The 19,381-nt window shown below is 40.9% G+C and carries 17 protein-coding genes; 8 read left to right on the top strand and 9 right to left on the bottom strand.

Going from position 1 to position 19,381, the window contains the following annotated elements; translation table 11 throughout:
• Nucleotides 1–9: 9 nt before the first annotated feature.
• A complete protein-coding gene (locus FEK29_RS03390; protein WP_138256976.1) occupies nucleotides 10–1,356 on the bottom strand; it encodes a TolC family protein in 1,347 nt (448 codons plus the stop codon).
• A 209-nt stretch (nucleotides 1,357–1,565) separates the two neighbouring features.
• Here FEK29_RS03390 and FEK29_RS03385 point away from each other — a divergent pair, with 209 nt between their 5' ends.
• A complete protein-coding gene (locus tag FEK29_RS03385) occupies nucleotides 1,566–2,930 on the top strand; it encodes a sigma-54-dependent transcriptional regulator (RefSeq protein ID WP_138256975.1) in 1,365 nt (454 codons plus the stop codon).
• Nucleotide 2,931: 1 nt separating this feature from the next.
• Nucleotides 2,932–4,278 (top strand): sensor histidine kinase, encoded by a 1,347-nt coding sequence (locus tag FEK29_RS03380; RefSeq protein ID WP_138257339.1) that lies wholly within the window; start codon nucleotides 2,932–2,934, stop codon nucleotides 4,276–4,278.
• Here the strand turns inward: FEK29_RS03380 and FEK29_RS03375 are convergent.
• The 5 genes from FEK29_RS03375 to FEK29_RS03355 all read right to left on the bottom strand — a co-directional run bounded on the left by FEK29_RS03375 (nucleotide 4,275) and on the right by FEK29_RS03355 (nucleotide 7,723).
• A complete protein-coding gene (locus tag FEK29_RS03375; protein WP_138256974.1) occupies nucleotides 4,275–4,616 on the bottom strand; it encodes an MGMT family protein in 342 nt (113 codons plus the stop codon). The two genes, FEK29_RS03380 and FEK29_RS03375, sit on opposite strands and share 4 nt — an antisense overlap.
• 1 nt (nucleotide 4,617) lies before the next feature.
• Nucleotides 4,618–5,250, bottom strand: a complete 633-nt coding sequence (locus FEK29_RS03370) for a LysE family transporter (RefSeq protein ID WP_138256973.1) — start codon at nucleotides 5,248–5,250, stop codon at nucleotides 4,618–4,620.
• A 4-nt stretch (nucleotides 5,251–5,254) separates the two neighbouring features.
• The gene (gene trmB / locus FEK29_RS03365) at nucleotides 5,255–5,923 is read right to left on the bottom strand and encodes a tRNA (guanosine(46)-N7)-methyltransferase TrmB (RefSeq protein ID WP_138256972.1); all 669 of its coding nucleotides are present in this window, start codon (nucleotides 5,921–5,923) and stop codon (nucleotides 5,255–5,257) included.
• A 46-nt stretch (nucleotides 5,924–5,969) separates the two neighbouring features.
• Nucleotides 5,970–6,920 carry a sensor histidine kinase gene (locus FEK29_RS03360; protein ID WP_394347766.1) on the bottom strand — a complete coding sequence of 317 codons (951 nt, stop codon included), beginning with the start codon at nucleotides 6,918–6,920 and terminating at the stop codon, nucleotides 5,970–5,972.
• Between the two features lie 116 nt (nucleotides 6,921–7,036).
• A complete protein-coding gene (locus FEK29_RS03355) occupies nucleotides 7,037–7,723 on the bottom strand; it encodes a response regulator transcription factor (RefSeq protein WP_138256970.1) in 687 nt (228 codons plus the stop codon).
• A 282-nt stretch (nucleotides 7,724–8,005) separates the two neighbouring features.
• Between FEK29_RS03355 and FEK29_RS03350 the strand changes: the two genes are divergently transcribed.
• From FEK29_RS03350 to FEK29_RS03330, 5 genes are all read left to right on the top strand, one after another.
• A complete protein-coding gene (locus tag FEK29_RS03350) occupies nucleotides 8,006–9,403 on the top strand; it encodes a thrombospondin type 3 repeat-containing protein (RefSeq protein WP_161595305.1) in 1,398 nt (465 codons plus the stop codon).
• 115 nt (nucleotides 9,404–9,518) lie between these two features.
• Complete coding sequence (locus tag FEK29_RS03345; protein ID WP_138256968.1) at nucleotides 9,519–12,356, top strand: TonB-dependent receptor; 2,838 nt, start codon at nucleotides 9,519–9,521, stop codon at nucleotides 12,354–12,356.
• Nucleotides 12,357–12,510: 154 nt separating this feature from the next.
• A complete protein-coding gene (locus FEK29_RS03340; RefSeq protein WP_138256967.1) occupies nucleotides 12,511–12,819 on the top strand; it encodes a T9SS type A sorting domain-containing protein in 309 nt (102 codons plus the stop codon).
• Between the two features lie 168 nt (nucleotides 12,820–12,987).
• Nucleotides 12,988–13,311, top strand: coding sequence for a T9SS type A sorting domain-containing protein (locus FEK29_RS03335; protein ID WP_138256966.1), 324 nt, complete (start codon nucleotides 12,988–12,990; stop codon nucleotides 13,309–13,311).
• An 80-nt stretch (nucleotides 13,312–13,391) separates the two neighbouring features.
• Nucleotides 13,392–14,369, top strand: a complete 978-nt coding sequence (locus FEK29_RS03330; protein WP_138256965.1) for a LuxE/PaaK family acyltransferase — start codon at nucleotides 13,392–13,394, stop codon at nucleotides 14,367–14,369.
• On the opposite strand, the gene FEK29_RS03325 is transcribed toward FEK29_RS03330, so the two are convergent.
• Nucleotides 14,366–14,815 carry a hypothetical protein gene (locus tag FEK29_RS03325; protein WP_138256964.1) on the bottom strand — a complete coding sequence of 150 codons (450 nt, stop codon included), beginning with the start codon at nucleotides 14,813–14,815 and terminating at the stop codon, nucleotides 14,366–14,368. The two genes, FEK29_RS03330 and FEK29_RS03325, sit on opposite strands and share 4 nt — an antisense overlap.
• A 211-nt stretch (nucleotides 14,816–15,026) precedes the next feature.
• On the opposite strand from FEK29_RS03325, the gene FEK29_RS03320 reads away from it, so the two are divergent.
• Complete coding sequence (locus FEK29_RS03320) at nucleotides 15,027–17,543, top strand: DUF3857 domain-containing protein (protein ID WP_138256963.1); 2,517 nt, start codon at nucleotides 15,027–15,029, stop codon at nucleotides 17,541–17,543.
• A gap of 12 nt (nucleotides 17,544–17,555) precedes the next feature.
• Here the strand turns inward: FEK29_RS03320 and FEK29_RS03315 are convergent, their stop codons facing one another.
• Nucleotides 17,556–17,945, bottom strand: coding sequence for a hypothetical protein (locus FEK29_RS03315; RefSeq protein WP_138256962.1), 390 nt, complete (start codon nucleotides 17,943–17,945; stop codon nucleotides 17,556–17,558).
• Nucleotides 17,946–17,989: 44 nt separating this feature from the next.
• A complete protein-coding gene (gene tyrS / locus FEK29_RS03310; protein ID WP_138256961.1) occupies nucleotides 17,990–19,288 on the bottom strand; it encodes a tyrosine--tRNA ligase in 1,299 nt (432 codons plus the stop codon).
• Nucleotides 19,289–19,381 lie beyond the last annotated feature (93 nt).

Raw genomic sequence — 19,381 nt, 5'->3', positions numbered from 1 at the left:
AATCTAATTCTAGTTAATGTTAAATACGGGAAGTCCCCTATAAAAATCCAAAGTGCTTTTATTGATTTCTGATCTTAGTCTTACTTGCAAATTCTCATTTTGCGCACTGGCGAACAGGTTTTTTGCGGTGAACAGTTCTATGGCGTTAATCATGCCTTTCTCGTACCGTTTTTGGGCAATGGTAAAGGACAATCGCTGTGCTTCCATATTTTGCCGACTCTGTTCCGTTTCCACCAATAGTGAATTGTATTCCTGAACCAACTGTTGAATGGTCTGGAAAAGCACTTGCTCCTGAACTTCCAAATTGTTTTCTTGACGTAACCTTTCAATTTTGGCCTGTTTCACCCTTGATCTTGCAGACCATCCATTACTTATGGGAACACTAAGACTGATACCGTAAAACCTAGACGTATTGTCCCTGAACTGTTGACGAAAAGGGAAGGTATTGCCCAGGGAATCCTGAAAGGTTTCAAAGTAACCTGTACCAATACCCGCGAAAAGGCTCAACGACGGATATAGGTTTCCACGGGCAACGCCCACCTGTTTCTTAGCGGCTTGTGCCCTTAGTTCCTGAGCCTTTATCAAAGGCAAAAAATCCCTAGCCTTCTCGTATACGGAATCAGATTCCATGATCCCTAAAACTTGGGCTTCTGCCTTGTGGCCCATATCCGTGATAATTTGAATGTCTGAAGTATTCTCTAGGTTCATTTCCTGTATCAGGGTTAACTTGGCCGCAGCCAATTGGTTTTCTGACTGGGTTAGGTTTAGCTCATCGGCCAATAAAAGGGATTGTGCCTCGTACAAATCGGCACCCGCCATCAATCCCAGTTCAATCTGCTTCTCCACCAGTTTATAATTGGTTTTGGAAACATCTACTTGCTCATTGGCAATTGCTACCAAGCCCTCAAAAAATTGGATGTTGTTAAATGCCTGCATTACCCTAAAGGCCAAAAGATACTTTTGTTGCAACACCTCTTCTTTAGTGGCACTGTACAATAACTTGGACGCCTTAATGGAATTAATTTTTTGAAAACCCCTGAACAAATCGATGTTGGACTGCAACGAATAGCTATTGGAAAAGAAATCCTGAACCACAAAGGTACCCGTATTGGGGTCTTCGGCCCTACCTGAATTAATGGTATAATCTGAATTGGCGTTCAAAACCGGCAACAAGTTACGTACAGACTGTCGATACATCTCCTTATTTGAAAGATTGGTATATTCAAAATCGTTCAATTGTAAGTTATTTTCCAAGGCATAGGAGATGCATTCATCCAAGGTCCATGACTTTTGCGCCATTAGGGACGTACTCCATAATAAAAAGATAATTAGTAATAATCTTAGAAAATGTATCATACTTTTTTTGCTATGCCAAAAAACATACTATTTACATGCCACAAATACAAAAAATTGATTTTCAATACATTAAAATTTTGGTATGGTGTAAAATAATAATGTACTGTAAAATAGTTGTACAGATATTGTAAAATATTTTGACACTTACTATAAACCAATCTCCTCTATTTGTAGTTTTATCCGTATCAACCCACAAATTATTCCCAATTATGGTGGATGCAAAAATATTGGTCATTGATGACAATAAGAGTGTTTTAAGTGCTTTGGAAATACTATTGCAATTCGAGTATAAGAGCGTGCAGACCATCTCAAACCCCAATCAAATCACGTCCTTTCCAAATTTCAATTCGTTGGACATCATTTTGTTGGACATGAACTTTTCCGCTGGTGTAAATACCGGAAATGAAGGACTTTACTGGCTTCGGGAAATAAAGAAAAAAGCCCCCCACATTTCTGTAATCATGATGACCGCATACGGCGCAATAAACCTTGCCGTAGAAGCTTTAAAGGAAGGGGCATCCGACTTTATCCTAAAGCCTTGGAACAATGAACGGTTATTGACTACCGTAAAATCTGCCTATGAGCTTAGAAAAACACAAAAAGAAGTAGTACAACTTAAAGAGAAGGAAACAAACCTTAAACAGGTAATCAACCAAAATTCCAACTACATCATTGGGAATTCCAAGGCCCTGAACAGGGTGTTATCCCTGGTACGAAAGGTAGCCAAAACCGATGTGAACGTACTGGTTACCGGTGAAAATGGAACCGGTAAAGAGCTTATAGCAAGGGAGTTGCATAAATTATCCGCAAGGCAAAATGAGGTTTTTATTTCTGTGGACATGGGTTCCATTTCGGAAAACTTATTTGAAAGCGAATTATTTGGACACGTTAAAGGTTCTTTTACAGATGCAAAGGAAGATAGGGCCGGAAAATTTGAAGCGGCCAATGGAGGGACCTTATTCCTGGATGAAATAGGCAATCTTTCATTGCAAATGCAAGCCAAATTATTATCCGCCATACAAAACCGGGTTATTGTAAGAGTCGGTTCCAACAAACCCATTCCCATTGATATCAGGCTTATATGTGCGACCAATTGTAATTTGGATAAAATGGTTTCTGATGGCTTGTTTCGCGAAGATCTCCTGTACCGCATAAATACTATTCGGGTAGAAGTACCACCTCTAAGGGAACGAGAGAACGATATACTGGTATTGGCCGATTTCTATTTGAACAAATTCATCAGCAAGTACGGAAAACAGGGGCTGCGAATAAACCAACAGGCCCAAGAAAAATTGATGTCCTATGCTTGGCCCGGAAATGTACGCGAATTGCTTCATACCATGGAGAGGGCCGTCATCTTGAGCGAAGGTAATGTTTTAAAGCCTGATGATTTTTTATTGGAACCCAAAAATTCCATTAGCATGGAAAATGTTCCCAGCACTTTAGAGGAAATGGAACTGCTCATGATTACCAACGCCTTGAACAAGCATGATGGTAATTATAGTGCCGCAGCCGAACAATTGGGAATTTCAAGGCAGACGCTATATAACAAGCTTAAAAAATCCTCCAAATAAAATGGTCAGCCGTAATATATATCTTCAGTTGGTTTTAAGGATTGTCTTTATAGTCCTTACCGTTGTAATCTCTACATATCTCTTTTTCAAGGAGAGTTATGTAGGCTGCGGTATTGGCATTTTGATTATAATAGCCCAAACTTCGGCCTTGATCAATTACGTAAACCAGACCAATCGAAAAATAGCCTATTTCTTTGATGCCATCAAAAATGAAGATTTCACACTGAGGTTTCCGGAGAAATTGAGCGTAAAATCCCTGGAAGAGCTAAATCATAGTTTGAACATGCTCAATAACATGATACAGGATATCCATCTAAAGAAGCAGGCCCAAGAGCAATACTATCAGGAAATACTCAGGCAAGCGGATATTGGAATTTTCACCATAAATCCAAAGGGGCATATCCTTTTTGCCAACCCAACGGTGCAAGAGCTGCTCAATTACAGGCCATTGAACCATATAAAACAGTTGAACCAGGTAGACCAAGAGCTATACCAGCTCTTTCAAAAATTAGAACCCTTTGAAAATAGAATCTATCAACTTGGAAATGAACGGGGAAAACGGGATTTAAGTATTAAATGTACCCCATTGACCATTGAAGGACAAGATTTATTATTGGTTGTGGTGCACGATATACATCGGGAATTGGACGAAAAGGAAACGGATTCTTGGGTAAAACTGATTCGGGTTCTCACCCACGAAATCATGAACACCATTACTCCTATCACCTCAATTTCGGAATCCATCCTTAAGTATTTCAAGAAGGGAAGTTCCAATACCCATCCTACCGAATTTAGTAAAGACCAAATAAAAAATACGGCAAAAGGATTGGAGGTAATCAAGGACCAAGGGAATGACCTTATGAGTTTTGTTCAATCCTACCGTAAATTCCTTAGTGTACCAGAGCCTGAAAAAGAGCTTGTTTCCGCCAAAAAACTTTTGGAAAGGGTAAAGCTTTTGTTAGAGGAACAGACGGATGAAAATCCGGTGAAAATAGAAATTGGGGTCCACCCGAAAGAACTGGAGCTATATATTGATTCCCAACAAATATCGCAAGTGTTGCTAAATCTGGGCAAGAATGCCAAACAATCCTTGGAAGGTCAGGAGAATGGAAGGATAAAATTCATTTGTGGTATCAACGAAATGAACAAGAAGTTTATACAGGTCTGGGATAATGGAGTAGGAATCCCTCCTGAATTGTTAAATGAAATTTTTGTTCCCTTCTTCACTACAAAAAATTCCGGAACAGGTATCGGGCTAAGTCTTTCCAAACAAATCATGCGATTGCACGGGGGAAGCATACAGGTGCTTTCAGATGAAAACACGGTATTTACCTTGATCTTTGATTAATTGGTTTCTCTCAATTCTTTCCAAGGATCCCAAAAATGTTTTTCCAAATCCTGTATCTGGTTGTCCTTGACCTTAACACCTTCACTTTCCAACAATTGCTGCATGAGATTTGTTCCCTCAAAATGGTGCTTTCCCGTTAAAAGTCCCGCTTTGTTGACCACCCTATGGGCGGGAATGTCGTCCCTGGTATGGGAAGCGTTCATGGCCCACCCTACCATTCTGGCACTACGGGCAGCCCCTAGATATTTGGCAATGGCACCATAGGAGGTAACCCTCCCATACGGAATTTGCATGGCGACCTCGTAGACCTTTTCAAAAAAATTATCGTTATCTGCCATATCACTGCCTGTTTAGCACCCGTACCACGGTGATGATCAACAAAAGTACCATGAGAAAGGAAAGGATGTAGTTCGCATTTTTTTCAAACCGATTCGTCTTGTGCTCCAGTTTGTCAAAGTAAAAAACGTACAGGTACAGCACCGAAAACGTGCCCAAACCGGCCGCCAGAACAAAAATGGCAATATCCAAAAACATGAACTTTATCCAGCCCGATGCATTCCACATAATATTGAGTCCGCTGTAGTAGGGAATGGTCAAAAAATTAAGGGTTGCCAAAAACATACCCTTGAGGTAGCTGTTTCGCTTACTGATTTTGATGGCCTTGATTTTCGTTTTTTTATTTCGTTTGGCCGCCACAAAAAAATAGACCGCCAAAGCTGCAAAGACAGCAATGGCAACTTCCAAAAGACGGGAAACAACTTCAGGATTCCTATCCAAAAATTTAGAGATGAATACCGCAATGGTGGCCTGCAACATAATAACGGTGGACACGCCCAAACTAAAGATAACACCGTTCAATTTATCCTTTTCCACACTGGTCTTGGCGGCATTTAAATTGAGAAGCCCGGGTGGTACAGTGGCCATAAAGGCCGCCGAATAGGTAGCGAAGAAAAGAATGAGTAAATGTTGCATCTACTTAGTGTATCCTAAATTGGATATAGGTTATGGGTTTGCCTTTCTCAAGATACTGATTTTCATAGAATGTCTGAATTTCCAGAACATCCTTGGGACTACCCTCATTTTTATACACATCGTGATTGGCGTAGACAACCTCCAGTGCCAAACCATGCAGGAGTCCCAAGGTATACCCGTGCATGAATTCGCTATCAGTCTTAAGATGCATCAATCCATTGGGTGCCAAAATACGCTTGTACTTTTCCAAAAAGGCCGCGTTGGTCATCCTATGCTTGGTCCTTTTGTACTTTATTTGGGGATCGGGAAAGGTGATCCATATTTCCGAGACCTCTTCCTTACCGAACAAAAGGTCCACCAGTTCTATTTGAGTCCGTAAGAAAGCGACGTTTTGCAAACCTTCCTCCAAGGCGGTTTTGGCTCCCCTCCAAAATCGGGCACCTTTGATATCGATGCCTATGAAATTTTTATTGGGATTTTTTTTTGCCAGTCCTACCGTATATTCGCCCTTACCGCAGCCCAGTTCCAAAACAATTGGGTTATTGTTTTTAAAGTGTTCCTTCCAATTTCCTTTCAGTACAAAACCATCGGTAACTTCTTGCCGAGTTGGCTGTATCACATTTGAAAAGGTTTCGTTCTCCTTGAATCTTTTTAGCTTGTTCTTGCTGCCCACTTGGTTCCTTTTATAATGGCAAAGCTAATAAAATTGATTCCGGTCACTATTTTTTGGAGTTGGTATTTTCGGTTTTACTTTTCTCCAGGGTGAAGGAAAATTCGGAGCCCACATCCTCAGAACTTTCCACGTAGATTTTTTCACCGTGTGCCTCTATTACATGCTTTACAATAGATAGACCCAGGCCACTTCCTCCTTCCTTTCTACTTCCACTAGGGTCCACCCTATAGAAACGTTCGAACAATCTGGGCAGGTGATTCGCCGGGATGCCCTCGCCGTTATCGGTTACCCGAACTATAACTTTATTCTTGACCAAATTCTCCACACTTACCTCCGTAGTACCGTTCTCGTTACCATATTTAATGGAGTTTACTAAGAGATTGGTCAATACCTGCTGGATTTTTTCCTTATCAGCATATACCATGATCGGGTTGGGATAGGCCATATCAAAGGTGAGGACAATTTTCTTTTTGCTGGCCTTCATTTCCAAGAGGTCGAACACATTTTGAATGAGCTCCACGATATTGAAATTCTCCTTTTCCAAACGCAGATCGCCCACTTCTAGTTTGGTGATCAAATCCAGGTCCCGTACAATGTAAATAAGTCGCTCCACTGCCTTGTTGGCCCTGGAAATATATTTTCTTCGGATATTTTTGTCCTCTATGGCCCCGTCCAAAAGCGTTTCCAGATAGCCCTGTGCGGTGAACAATGGAGTCTTTAGCTCGTGCGACACATTGCCCAAAAAATCCTTACGATACTCTTCCCGGATCTTAAGCGTATCGATTTCTATCTTCTTGTCCTTGGCGAATTTCTCAATTTCCGCGGTCAAGGTGCGCATGTCGGTAGTTACGGGGTTGGTTGCCAAGGGCGTGGACTCCAACAGTTCCACATCGTCATATATTTTCTTGATACGGCGGTATATGAAGCGTTCAATTCTGAACTGAAGGGCCCCGAAAGAAAAAATAAAAATTAGCAAGGAGGCAATGGCCAAAAACATCCAGTTCATTATGTTGAAGAGCCACAGCAGACTCCCAATAACAAAAAAGGAAATAACGCCTATATAGAAAGCAGACCTGAAGGCAAACCTATAGGACTTTTTTGATCGAATGGCCATTATAATACAAACTTATAGCCTACCCCTTTAACGGTCTTAAAATGATCTTCTCCTATTTTTTCCCGTAGCTTACGGATATGTACATCGATGGTCCTTCCGCCAACGACCACCTCATTGCCCCAGACCTTATCCAGAATTACCTCGCGTTTGAATACTTTATTGGGTTTTGAAGTGAGCAGGGCCAGAAGTTCAAATTCCTTCCGAGGGAGTATTATTTCCTCGCCCTGATTTATAATCTTGTATTCTTCCCTGTTGATTACAATATCACCAACTTTTGTAATATCCTCTCTGGGCCCCTCTTCTTTGGATAACCTTCGTAAAAGGGCATTCACTTTGCTCACCAATACCTTTGGCTTTATGGGCTTGGTAATGTAGTCATCGGCCCCGGCATCAAAACCGGCCACTTGGGAGTAATCCTCTCCGCGTGCGGTCAAGAACGTAATTATGGTATTTTCCAATCCGGGTGTCTTCCGCATGATTTCACAGGCCTCAATACCGTCCATTTCGGGCATCATAACGTCCAGAATAATCAGATCCGGTTGCTTCTTTTTTGCTTTGGATACGCCCTCCGCACCGTTTTTGGCCGTGATTATCTCATACCCTTCAGAAGAAAGGTTATAACTCAAAATCTCCAAAATATCCGGTTCGTCATCCACTAAAAGTATGGTAATATCCTTTTTCTTCATCTTTTCCTATGGTTTGGTCTTTTTAGGTCCGAGACAACTAAAAGTATTAAAAAGCAACGGTTTAGCAGTATCCCCGATCGATTTTTGGTCGTGTTAATGTTTCAAAAGTACAGATTAAACCCGTATGACAAAATCGCTTAACGTTGATTTAATATAGTAACGTTTAGGTAACATTTTTGCAAAACACATTTAACTTGACCGTAACCCGACTTTTACAACCCCTATCGTTCTTTGCGGCGTAAATCAAATTAAACTATTATGAAAATTAAAAACGTAAATTCTATGAAAAAGCTATTGGGTCTTTCCCTTATATGTTTTTCATTCGCCTTTGTTGCCTGTAGCGACGATGACGGTCCTGTTGATCCAGTTGTTATTACAGATGAGGATTTTGACAATGATGGTGTAAACAACGATGTGGACAACTGTCCAGGAACAGCGAATCCAGACCAGGCCGATTCTGATGGTGATGGTATAGGTGATGTTTGTGACCCAACCGATAATGGTGCTACCGACCCAGTTGGACAAACTGTTGTAGTAGATAGCGATATTACCGAAGATACTACTTGGAGTGCCGATAATCTTTATAATTTGGATGGTAGGGTATTCGTTACCAACGGTGCTACCTTAACTATTGAAGCTGGTGTTATCATCAAAGCAAACGCAGGTTCCGGTGTAAACGCATCCGCGCTTATCGTAACCAGAGGAAGTAAGATTGAAGCGGTAGGTACTGCAAACGCTCCAATTATTTTTACATCTGCGTCAGACAACATCGCTTACGGCGAAACTGCAGGTACTAACTTAACCGAAAATGATAGAGGTCTTTGGGGCGGATTAATCGTTTTAGGTAACGCTCCCGCTTCTTTTGACGGTGATGCCGTTGCAGCGCAAATTGAAGGTATCCCAACAGATACGGATGGTGACAAAGGTTTATATGGCGGTACTGATCCAGCCGATAATTCCGGTACGCTTCAATACATCTCTATTCGTCATGGCGGTGCCTTGATCGGGGAAGGAAATGAAATCAATGGTCTTACTCTGGGAGCCGTTGGTTCAGGAACTACAGTCGATAATATCGAAGTTGTTGGAAATGTGGATGACGGCATCGAATTCTTTGGTGGTACTGTAAACGCTACTAACCTGTTCGTTTGGGCACAAGGCGATGACGGTCTGGACATTGACCAAGCCTATTCCGGTACTATCGATAACGCCATGGTCGTTCAGGGAGGTATTTCCGATCATGCTTTGGAAATAGATGGCCCAGAAGGTTCTTTACAAGGTGCTTATACCCTTACAAATGCTACTTTGGTTGGTCTTGATGACAATGCGACCGGTGGTGAGATCGCGGACTTCCGTTCCAATGCACAAGGTACAAACAGCAATATCTTGGTTACAGGTTTTACCGGTATTGGAACAGACCTGCAGCTATCAGATGTAGAATTGGACAATGCGGGTGTTGCCGCCAACTACACGGCAGGAACTTTAGTTTTCACCAATTGGGAAATCGTATTGCCAACAGGTGTAGCTACCTCTGCTGAAATCTTCAATGATACAACGGATAGTACCACATTTGAAGCGGATGCCGCTACATTCTCATCGGCTGTAGCTGAGGGGACAACCGGAGCGGATACTTCTGCTTTTGCTTGGACATACTCCAATGCCAAAGCAAGTTTAGGCTTCTAACAAATACATAAAATCAAGTATATATATACTTTTAATTAAACAGTTGCTCGTCTTACGATTTTGGTAAGGCGAGCAACTTAATTTCTATAAGAATACCCGTTATAACTCAACTCACATGAAAATTAAATCGCTTTTAGTTCTACTTGCCGCATTTTCCATACAGTCCATTCTTGCACAAGAAGGCATTATTTCGGGAACAGTGATGGATGGTGAATTTAATGACGTATTGCCTTTTGCGAATATTACCATAAAAGGCACTACCAAAGGAACGACCTCGGATTTTGATGGAAAATACGCTTTGGAGCTAGAGCCAGGCACGTATACCGTAGTGTTTTCGTTTTTAGGATATGAGACCAAGGAAATCTCCGAGGTAGTCATCGCCCAAGGTGCGGAAGAAATAATCGATGTTACCTTGAACCCACTGCCAAACGCATTGGACGAAGTGGTGGTAACCACTACGGTTTCCAAAAACACGGAGGCTTCCGTACTTAATCTACAAAAGAACTCGGTAGCCCTTTTGGATGGTCTGTCCATTCAAAGTATTAAAAAATCAGGGGCGGGAGACATCGCCAGTGCCATCAAGGCCGTGCCCGGTGTATCCGTACAGGGAGGAAAATTTGTCTATGTTAGGGGTTTAGGTGACCGATACACAAAGTCGATTCTAAATGGTGTGGACGTACCCGGTTTGGATCCCGATAGGAACACACTTCAATTGGATATTTTCCCTACCAATATCCTGGACAACATCATTGTGGTAAAATCCGCAACGGCAGACCAACCGGCCGACTTTACGGGAGGTGTTGTGGATATTGTGACCAAAGATTTCCCTTCAAGGGCCGAGTACAGCGTTTCCACAGGTCTTGGGTATAATTCTTCCATGCATTTTAAGGACAATTATTTGACTTATGACGGCAGTGTTTCAGACCCATTAGGCTATGATGGAGGAAAGCGGGATTTGCCCATTTCTCAAAATTTTGAAACCCTTTTACCTCAGCAAAATGGACAGGTTGCAAGAATTACAACGCAATTGTTCGACTCCAACTTAAAGGCCCTACAGGAGCAAAGCGGTATGGATTTCAGTTTTGGCCTTACGGCTGGAAACCAATACAATGCCAACGAGGATGGCACCAAAAAAATTGGCTATTTGGCATCCCTATCCTATAGAAACAATACGGAGTTTTACGAGAACATAGTCAACGGTCAGGTCTTTCGTAAACAAGATCAAGACCCCTCCGTTTTGGAACTGATCGACGATAGAACCCAGTCCGGGGATTTGGGTGTCAACAATGTTTTGATAAGCGGACTTGCAGGGGTATCTTTTAAAGGCCGGACTTCAAAATATAAATTGAACGTACTTCACATTCAAAATGGTGAGTCCAGTGCCGGATACCTTAGGCAAGAAAACTTTAGTGTAAATTCCAATATCATTTTTAAGGATGTGTTGACCTATACCCAACGCTCTATCACCAATGCATTGTTGAACGGGGAACACTCCAACGAGGATGGCTCTTGGAAGGTCTCATGGAAATTGTCACCAACCATTTCTAAAGTATACGACAAGGACCTTAGAACAACACCGTTCAGGTTTGACCCAGATGCCGAAAATTTTATCATTTCGCCTAGTGAATCTGGAGACCCCAGCAGGATTTGGAGGGATTTAGAGGAGATAAACATTGCCGGAAAACTGGATTTTACAAGGAGACATCAATTTTTTGGCAGGGAAGCAAAATTAAAGTTTGGGGGAGCCTACACTTTGAAACAACGGGAGTTTGTAGTAGATCAGTTTTCACACCCTGTACAATCAAGACGTGGTAACTTCAGCCTAGGATTTGGCGGCGATGCTGACCAGGTATTGGCTCCTGAAAATATCTATGACCCAAGTACTGGCGAAGGAACTTTCGTGCGAAGGGATTCCAATGTTTCGGATTCCTTTGACTCCGAAATGTCCGTAGCCGCCGGATATATTGGTGATGAATTTAAACTATCGGAAAGACTGAACGCCATACTGGGCGTACGTTTTGAAAAGTTCGACCTTTATTATACCGGTATAAATCAGGATGGTGAGGTTTTTGACAATGTAAACCTTTTGGACAAGGCGGATTTCTTTCCATCAGCCAACCTTATCTACGACCTTAACGAAGAGGCAAGCAGGAAATTTAGGGCTTCCTTCAGCAGCACCACGGCAAGACCTTCTTTCAAGGAAGCTTCCAATGCCCAGATTTTTGATCCTGTTTCCAGTACCTTTTTTATTGGAAATATCAATATCCAGCCTACCTATATAAATAACTTTGATTTACGATTTGAAGCCTATGGTGAAAGGACCAATTTCTTTGCCGCAAGTGCTTTCGCAAAAACCTTTGATGACCCTATTGAACTATCCTTTATCCGTGAGGCAAGAGGCCAGTTCATACCTTTAAACCTAGGTGACGCTGTAGTTTTTGGTGGTGAGCTTGAGTTTAGAAGAAGTATGGACTTTATACCTGGTTGGCAAAATTTTTCCTTCAATGCCAATGTCTCCGTCATTGAGTCTCGTCAGTCCTTTAGTGAAGATGAGGAGGAGGCAAGAAGGGACAACTTGAGGGAAGGCGAGGAATTTAAGGATTATAGAACATTGCAAGGCCAATCACCCTTTCTGTTAAACGTTGGATTCAACTATGACAACAATGACAATGGATGGCAAGGTGGCCTAGTCTATAACGTTCAAGGGAAAACCTTGGAAATTGTAGGAAATGGGGATATTCCAGATGTATTTACCCTGCCCTTTCACAATCTTAAATTCAATTTGAGCAAAGAGTTTGGCGAGGAGAAAAACAGCAAACTGACCCTTCGTTTTGAAAACGTGCTAAATGACAAGATTGAAAGTGTGTACCAATCCTTTGGTGCTACGGATAGGCTATTTTCATCAAGATATCCAGGTCAGGCCATCTCATTGGGGTATAGCTATCAATTTTAAAACCGAATAAAAAATATAAAAAAGCCCGTCCCGAACCATTCGCGGACGGGCTTTTTGCATTTCATCGAAAAATTTAAAGAAAGAGTCCTATCCTATTGACGTCCAGAGGCTATAATTCCTATATTTGTGGCATAGCATTTGTAACCTGCTATATATGAAGCAACTTTACCTTGTTATTTTCTTTCTTTTTTGTGCTGTTGGTTTTGGACAAAGTCCAAAAAACCAAGGGGATATAGAAGGTTTTAGCATGTATCCAAATCCGGTTACGAATGGTAAGGTCTATATTACAACGGCCAACAATAGTCCTAAGGAAATTTTTATTTACGATGTTTTTGGAACATTGATCCTAAAAACGACCATTCTAGGCAAGGAACTCTCCCTAAACGATATGGATGCCGGAGTATACGTTCTACGCGTATTTGAAAAGGACAAAATGGCCACCAGAAAGCTTATCGTCAAGTAAGTTTTACTCTTATATCTTATTTATTTCTTGTCGATAATCGGTATAAAAAATCCGATGTATTGCAAGTGCTATTTTATTGACATACAAAATAGTATCGTTTACAACATTTTTATATTGAACCTAGCGGATTGAAGTAACTTTAGGGTGTTGATCCCAAATCGATGCCCAATGAAAAAAATCTACTTTATCCTTTTAATGGGGTTTTCCTTTACGATTTATGGCCAGGACACAATTGATTTTCGAAATTTAAAGAATGAGGAAATCTCCGGTTTTAAACTATATCCCAACCCTGCAACGGCAGACATGGTTTATGTGACCACGGAGAACAACGACACCAAGGAAATACGAATCTATGATGTCTTTGGTGAGTTGGTTTTGACCGATCGTATCTCGAACAAGACCTTGGATATCTCCAGACTTTCTCCTGGCGTTTATGTTATCCAAGTAACCGAAAACAAAAAAACGATCAATAGGAAATTGGTGGTAAAGTAACCGTTTTTAAACCCGATTTACCCTACTTTTTAAGATACATTCTTCAAGGTTCTTTACCTTTACGGGGAATAGAATATTCCATGGTCCCAAAAGGTATTTTTGATATTTCATCCAAGACCGAATTTGAAGCCAAATGTTTGGAAATATTTCAGTTTCAGTATCAAAATAATCAGGTTTACCAAAGGTTCTGCGATTATCTAAATATAGAACCTGAGCGAATTAAAACGCTTACCGAAATTCCATTTCTACCCATTCAATTCTTCAAGAAACACAAGGTTGTTAGTACTTTGGACAATGAAGAAATCATTTTTACCAGTAGCGGAACCACGGGCTCCGTTGCAAGTAAGCACTATGTTACGGACCTCAACCTGTACGAACAGAGCTACCTAAAAGGCTTTGAAAACTTCTACGGGCCTATTGAAAATTATTGTGTTTTGGCCCTGCTGCCCTCCTATTTAGAGCGCGATGGTTCTTCCCTGATTTACATGGTGAACGATTTAATCGATAAAAGTAAACATCCCTTTAGCGGATTTTTTCTCAATGACCTGTCTAAATTGGCATCCGTCCTTAAGGAACTGGAAGCCCAAAAACAAAAGACCCTTTTAATTGGTGTTTCCTTTGCTCTTTTGGATTTTGCCGATGCGTTTAAATTAGAATTAGAACATACCATCGTGATGGAGACAGGCGGCATGAAGGGACGTAGAAAGGAATTGATACGTAAGGAACTGCACGAACAACTAAAACGGGGGTTTGGTGTACAACATATTCATTCCGAATACGGTATGACGGAACTCCTCTCACAAGCCTACTCCCTAGGTGATAGCCTATTTGAATGTCCCCCTTGGATGAAAATTTTAGTTAGGGATACAGAAGACCCTTTTTCCTTACTACCCATAGGAAAGACCGGAGGCGTCAATGTAATCGATCTAGCCAATGTGAACTCCTGCTCCTTTATTGCGACCCAGGATTTGGGAAAATTAAATGAAAGCGGAAAATTTGAAGTTCTGGGGCGTTTTGACCATTCGGATATCAGAGGGTGTAATTTGATGGCGCTTTAATGGTCTTCCTTTTCATAGAAGAGACCAGGTCCGTCACATGCCATCCATGAACTTTGAAGCCTATCCTCGTTAACATATTGTAAGGTTTCCCTACCAAATCCATAACAACCGCCTGCCAACTCCCCTCCTGTCTCGAAAAGTAGCTCTAGATAATCAGCATCATCATTATCGTACTCGACCATCTCAAAGGTTCCTGTAGCTTCCAAAACGGCCCCATCGCGCTCCCTGCTTTTAATAAATGAACCATCTGGATTGAAAATATAGTATTCCTGCCAATCCATAGCATCGCCCACAGTTGTTGAATTAACAAAACTCCCTGTCATTTGAACCAATCTCCACTTCTGACTTGAAAATTGCAAATCTCTGTCCTTAAGGACTAAGTCATCGTTAGTGCATCCTGCCGAAATAAGCAGAATCGTTATTAAAAACAAAAATCGCTTTTGCACAACTACCAGGGGTTAACTAATTCTTCCTTAAGATACTACAAATCACAATGGGTTGCGTTAAGGGAATGTGAAGAGTGCTGAATTAGAAGATTTGTAGAAATCGTTTTTAATCCCAAAACAAGTCCAATAATCGATTATAAATACGATTAAATGGTATAAGTCGTTATATTTCGGACATTTCTTACATAATTTATCTACAAACTTCCTACCAATGCGCCGTTTTAAGCTTTTATTTCTTTTTGTTAGCATATCTTATTTGAGTACTGCCCAAAGGGTACAAAAATTCGCAATTCCAGATTGGGTAACCCCTATCAGTACCGATTTGAACAACAGTGTTATAGAAGAAGGCGGCATTGCTTATCTACTGATAGACTATCAAGACAATCTTGAAACAAAAGAACAATATGTGCATTACGTCTTAAAGGTTTTAAATTCAGAAGGCATTCAAGATGCATCGGATATAACTGCAACCTATGACCCTGCCTTTCAATCCATTTCATTCCATATGGCCCAAATAAAACGGGCAGATAAGACGATTGAAAAATTAAGTGAATCCAAAATCAATACATTTCAACGAGAAACAAACCTTGAGCGATCACTTTATGACGGTTCAAATACGGCAGTCATCAATCTGAGCGACGTTAGAACAGGAGACATCGTCGAATTTTCATATTCCATCAAGGGATTTAACCCTATAAACAAGGGAAACTATTCCAGCGTACTATACCAGGAATTCACCTTGCCAGTTGGCAAAATATATCATAAGCTCATTACCAACGAAAAAAATCCCCTTACCTACAATCTATTAAACGATGCAGAATCCCCTACAATTGAAAACACGGCATTTGGCAAAGCATATATATGGAATATTGACAAGCCAAACTATGTAAGATATGATTCAAATACTCCATACTGGTTGAATACACAGAAAAGAGTATCCGTCTCAACGTTTAACGATTGGTCAGAAGTGACTGATTTGCTCTTGCCACATTACGAAATGTCGCCTGGGGATATAAAATCACCGGTATTGTGGGAAAAAGAAGTCGACTCAAAAGAAGAATTTATAACCAAAACGATACGGTTTGTTCAGGACGATGTTAGATATTTGGGCTTTGAGTCCGGTATTGGGGCATACAAGCCTAATACACCAAAAAAGGTTTTGGAGAATAGGTACGGTGATTGCAAGGACAAATCCCTACTTCTTTCGACACTGCTACAAAACGAAGGTGTGCCAGCCTATCCTATGTTGGTCAATACCGAGTCGAATAAAAACTTGGATGCCATGGCCCCAAGCCATAATTTATTTAATCATTGTATTGTATACTTCGAATTTGGCGATAGGGAATATTTTGTAGACCCAACCATTACCAATCAAGGAGGGGATTTATACCATTTATGGACGCCAAATTACTATAAAGGCCTTATTTTAAGAAAAGGCTCAAATGGATTAAAACAGATACCCGAGTCCATAAAATCACGATTAACCATAATCGAGGACATAGAGATAGATTCCATTGGAGGAAAAGCAGATTTTTCGATTAAAACCGAATACTCAGGCAATAAATCTGATTATATGCGATCTTATTTCAAGAACAACACCCTTGAAAGTATTGGACAGGAATATCTAACCTACTATAGTAATTTATATCCCAGTATCTCAGCATTGGAACCTGTAAAATTTAAGGATGATTCCAGACCTTGGGAGAACATCTTGACCACCAATGAATCCTATACCATTGAAACTCCTTGGGAAACGGATGAAGATAGTGGCATACTTTATTTTAACTCCTATTCTTTAGTTTTGGAAAACCTTATAAATTATGGGGCATCCGCGCAAAGAACCATGCCCTATTATGCAGGGCTTCCCTACTCCTTTTCCCAAACGACACGAATAACAATGCCAGAAGTTTGGCCCGTTGATGTGGATGATATAAAAATTGAAAACGAGTTGTTTTCATTCCATAAAACCACCGATCAACTGGGCAGAATGGTAACTATTAAATATGATTATGAACTAAAAAGTGAAATAATTCCTGCCGATCAACTCAAGACTTTTTTGGCGGAACATGAAAAGATAAATGATAATTTAGGTCTACAACTTACCTATTCTTCAATGGAAGGTAGTTCTAAATATAGTTGGTTATCAATTCTATTGGCCTTGTTAAGTCTTGTTATAAGTGGACTTGTAGGAGTAAAGTTATATAAGGACTACAATCCAGAACCTGAATCCAATAACTTGGAAAACCCCAGAAGTATTGGTGGTTGGTTGGTATTACCTACAATTGGGCTGGTAATTACTCCCTTCGTTCTCATTTACCAGATCTTCTCTTCAGAATATTTTTCAGCTGGTATATGGCAGGGTTTTGAGTTGGGCGGATATGAAAATGCCCAATTCCTAACAATTTATTTAGGTTTTGAAATAGTATATAATGTGTTCTTTTTGGTATTTACCATACTAGCCATTATTCTATTTTTCAACAAAAGAACCAGTGCTCCAAAGTTCATGATCTTTTTTTATGGGACCAACTTGGTACTCACCATCGTAGAATCATTTGTAATGAACCAAACAGGTTTACCTGACCCCACCGGAGCCTCGGATATTATTAAGTCCATACTATCCGCAGCAATATGGATACCTTACTTCTTAAAATCAAAAAGGGTAAAAGAAACATTTGTAAATACGTACAAAAAAGAAAACAAAGGCATACCTGAGCTTGTTCAAAACTAGTACGACCAATTATTACGGCCTTCTAAAGGAATAGACCACCTCATCATCCGCAATCTGAGGGTTGTCCAAGTAGATTAAAGTCAATTGGTTCCCGTCGATCTCAAATTGATAGCTGGTATTATCGGTAAAATCTAGAATATTGTTCTGACCGCCATACCGGTATTCCCCCGATTCCTTGAAAAACCGATCGGTACCCTCATTAATGACGGTAAGAGTGTTGGCATCGGTATCAAAAATCAGCCTTGTTTCCGAAAAATCAACATTGGCATCAAACGCGCAGAAACAACTCACTTCCTGTAATATCCATTCTCCGTTCAAACCGGTATCTTGAATAATAGTATCGTTGTCCGACTCACAGGAAATCAGAAAAACCAAAATCACCAACCCTAAAAATCGTTTCATAAAAACCATTTTTTCAGTAGATGACGAAATGCTGCAAAGGTTGCCTATTCCGTTACCGTAAGTACAAAATAATTCTTCTTGCCGCGCTGAAGCAGCACAAACTTTCCGTTGATAAGATCTTCCCTTCCAATCAAATAGTCCTCCTGCACCTTTTCCTTGTTTACGGAAATGGAATTCTGTTTCAATTCGCGCCTAGCTTCTCCGTTGGACCCTAAAAACCCGGTCTGTGCGGACAGGGCCGCGATCATATCCAAACCGCCTTCCAAAGAGGCCATGGGAACCTGGGCCTGTGGAACCCCTTCAAAAATATCCAAGAAGGTTTTTTCGTTCAACGCTTTGAGGTCTTGGGATGTGGACTTACCAAAAAGAATGTCACTGGCCTTTATCGCGTTTTCCAAATCTTCTTTGGAATGGACCATTTCAGTAATTTCCTCTGCCAATTTCTTTTGTAACAACCTTAAATGGGGGGCCTGCGAATGCTCCGCGACTAGATGCTCGATTTCCTGCTTTGAAAGAAAGGTGAAAATCTTGATGTATTTTTCCGCATCGGCATCGGAGGTATTGAGCCAGTATTGATAAAATTTATACGGGGAGGTCCGCTCTGCATCCAACCAGACGTTTCCGCTTTCGGTCTTTCCAAATTTGGTGCCATCGGCCTTGGTTATTAAAGGACAGGTAAGGGCATAGCCCTTTGCTCCGCCAATTTTACGAATCAATTCCGTGCCCGTTGTTATATTGCCCCACTGATCGCTACCGCCCATTTGTAGGGTGCAATTATGGGTCCTAAAAAGATGGAGGAAATCGTACCCCTGTACAAGTTGATAGGTGAATTCCGTAAAGGACATCCCTTCCTTAGCTTCGGCAGAAAGTCGCTTTTTAACCGAGTCCTTTGCCATCATGTAGTTTACGGTAATGTGCTTGCCTACGTCCCGGATAAAATCCAAAAATGAAAAATCCTTCATCCAGTCGTAATTATTCACCAAGACAGCGGCATTATCGGCATCGCTTTCAAAATCCAGAAATCTGGAAAGTTGGTTTTTTAAGGCTTCCTGATTATGTCTGAGCGTAGCTTCGTCCAACAGGTTACGCTCTGAGGATTTACCGGAAGGATCCCCGATCATACCGGTTGCACCTCCTACTAGGGCAATAGGTTTATGTCCTGCCAATTGAAAGTGTCTCAGCATCATAACACTAACCAAATGACCGATGTGCAAGGAGTCTGCCGTTGGGTCTATCCCCACATAAGCAGATTGCATTCCCTCCATAAGGTACTCTTCCGTTCCAGGCATTGCATCATGCAACATTCCTCTCCATTCCAGCTCTTTTACAAAGTTTAAAGCCATTTGAAACTATTTCATTTTAATTCTTTGCAAATATAAAAGGAAATACGCCGTTGATCATACCTATCTAGGGAGGAATTTATCCAAGTCTATTTC

This window comes from Maribacter aurantiacus (genome assembly GCF_005780245.1).
GTDB classification, from domain to species: Bacteria; Bacteroidota; Bacteroidia; order Flavobacteriales; family Flavobacteriaceae; genus Maribacter; species Maribacter flavus.
The sequence above is the reverse complement of the archived record's forward strand: the minus strand, read 5'-3'. Positions and strand labels throughout refer to the sequence as shown.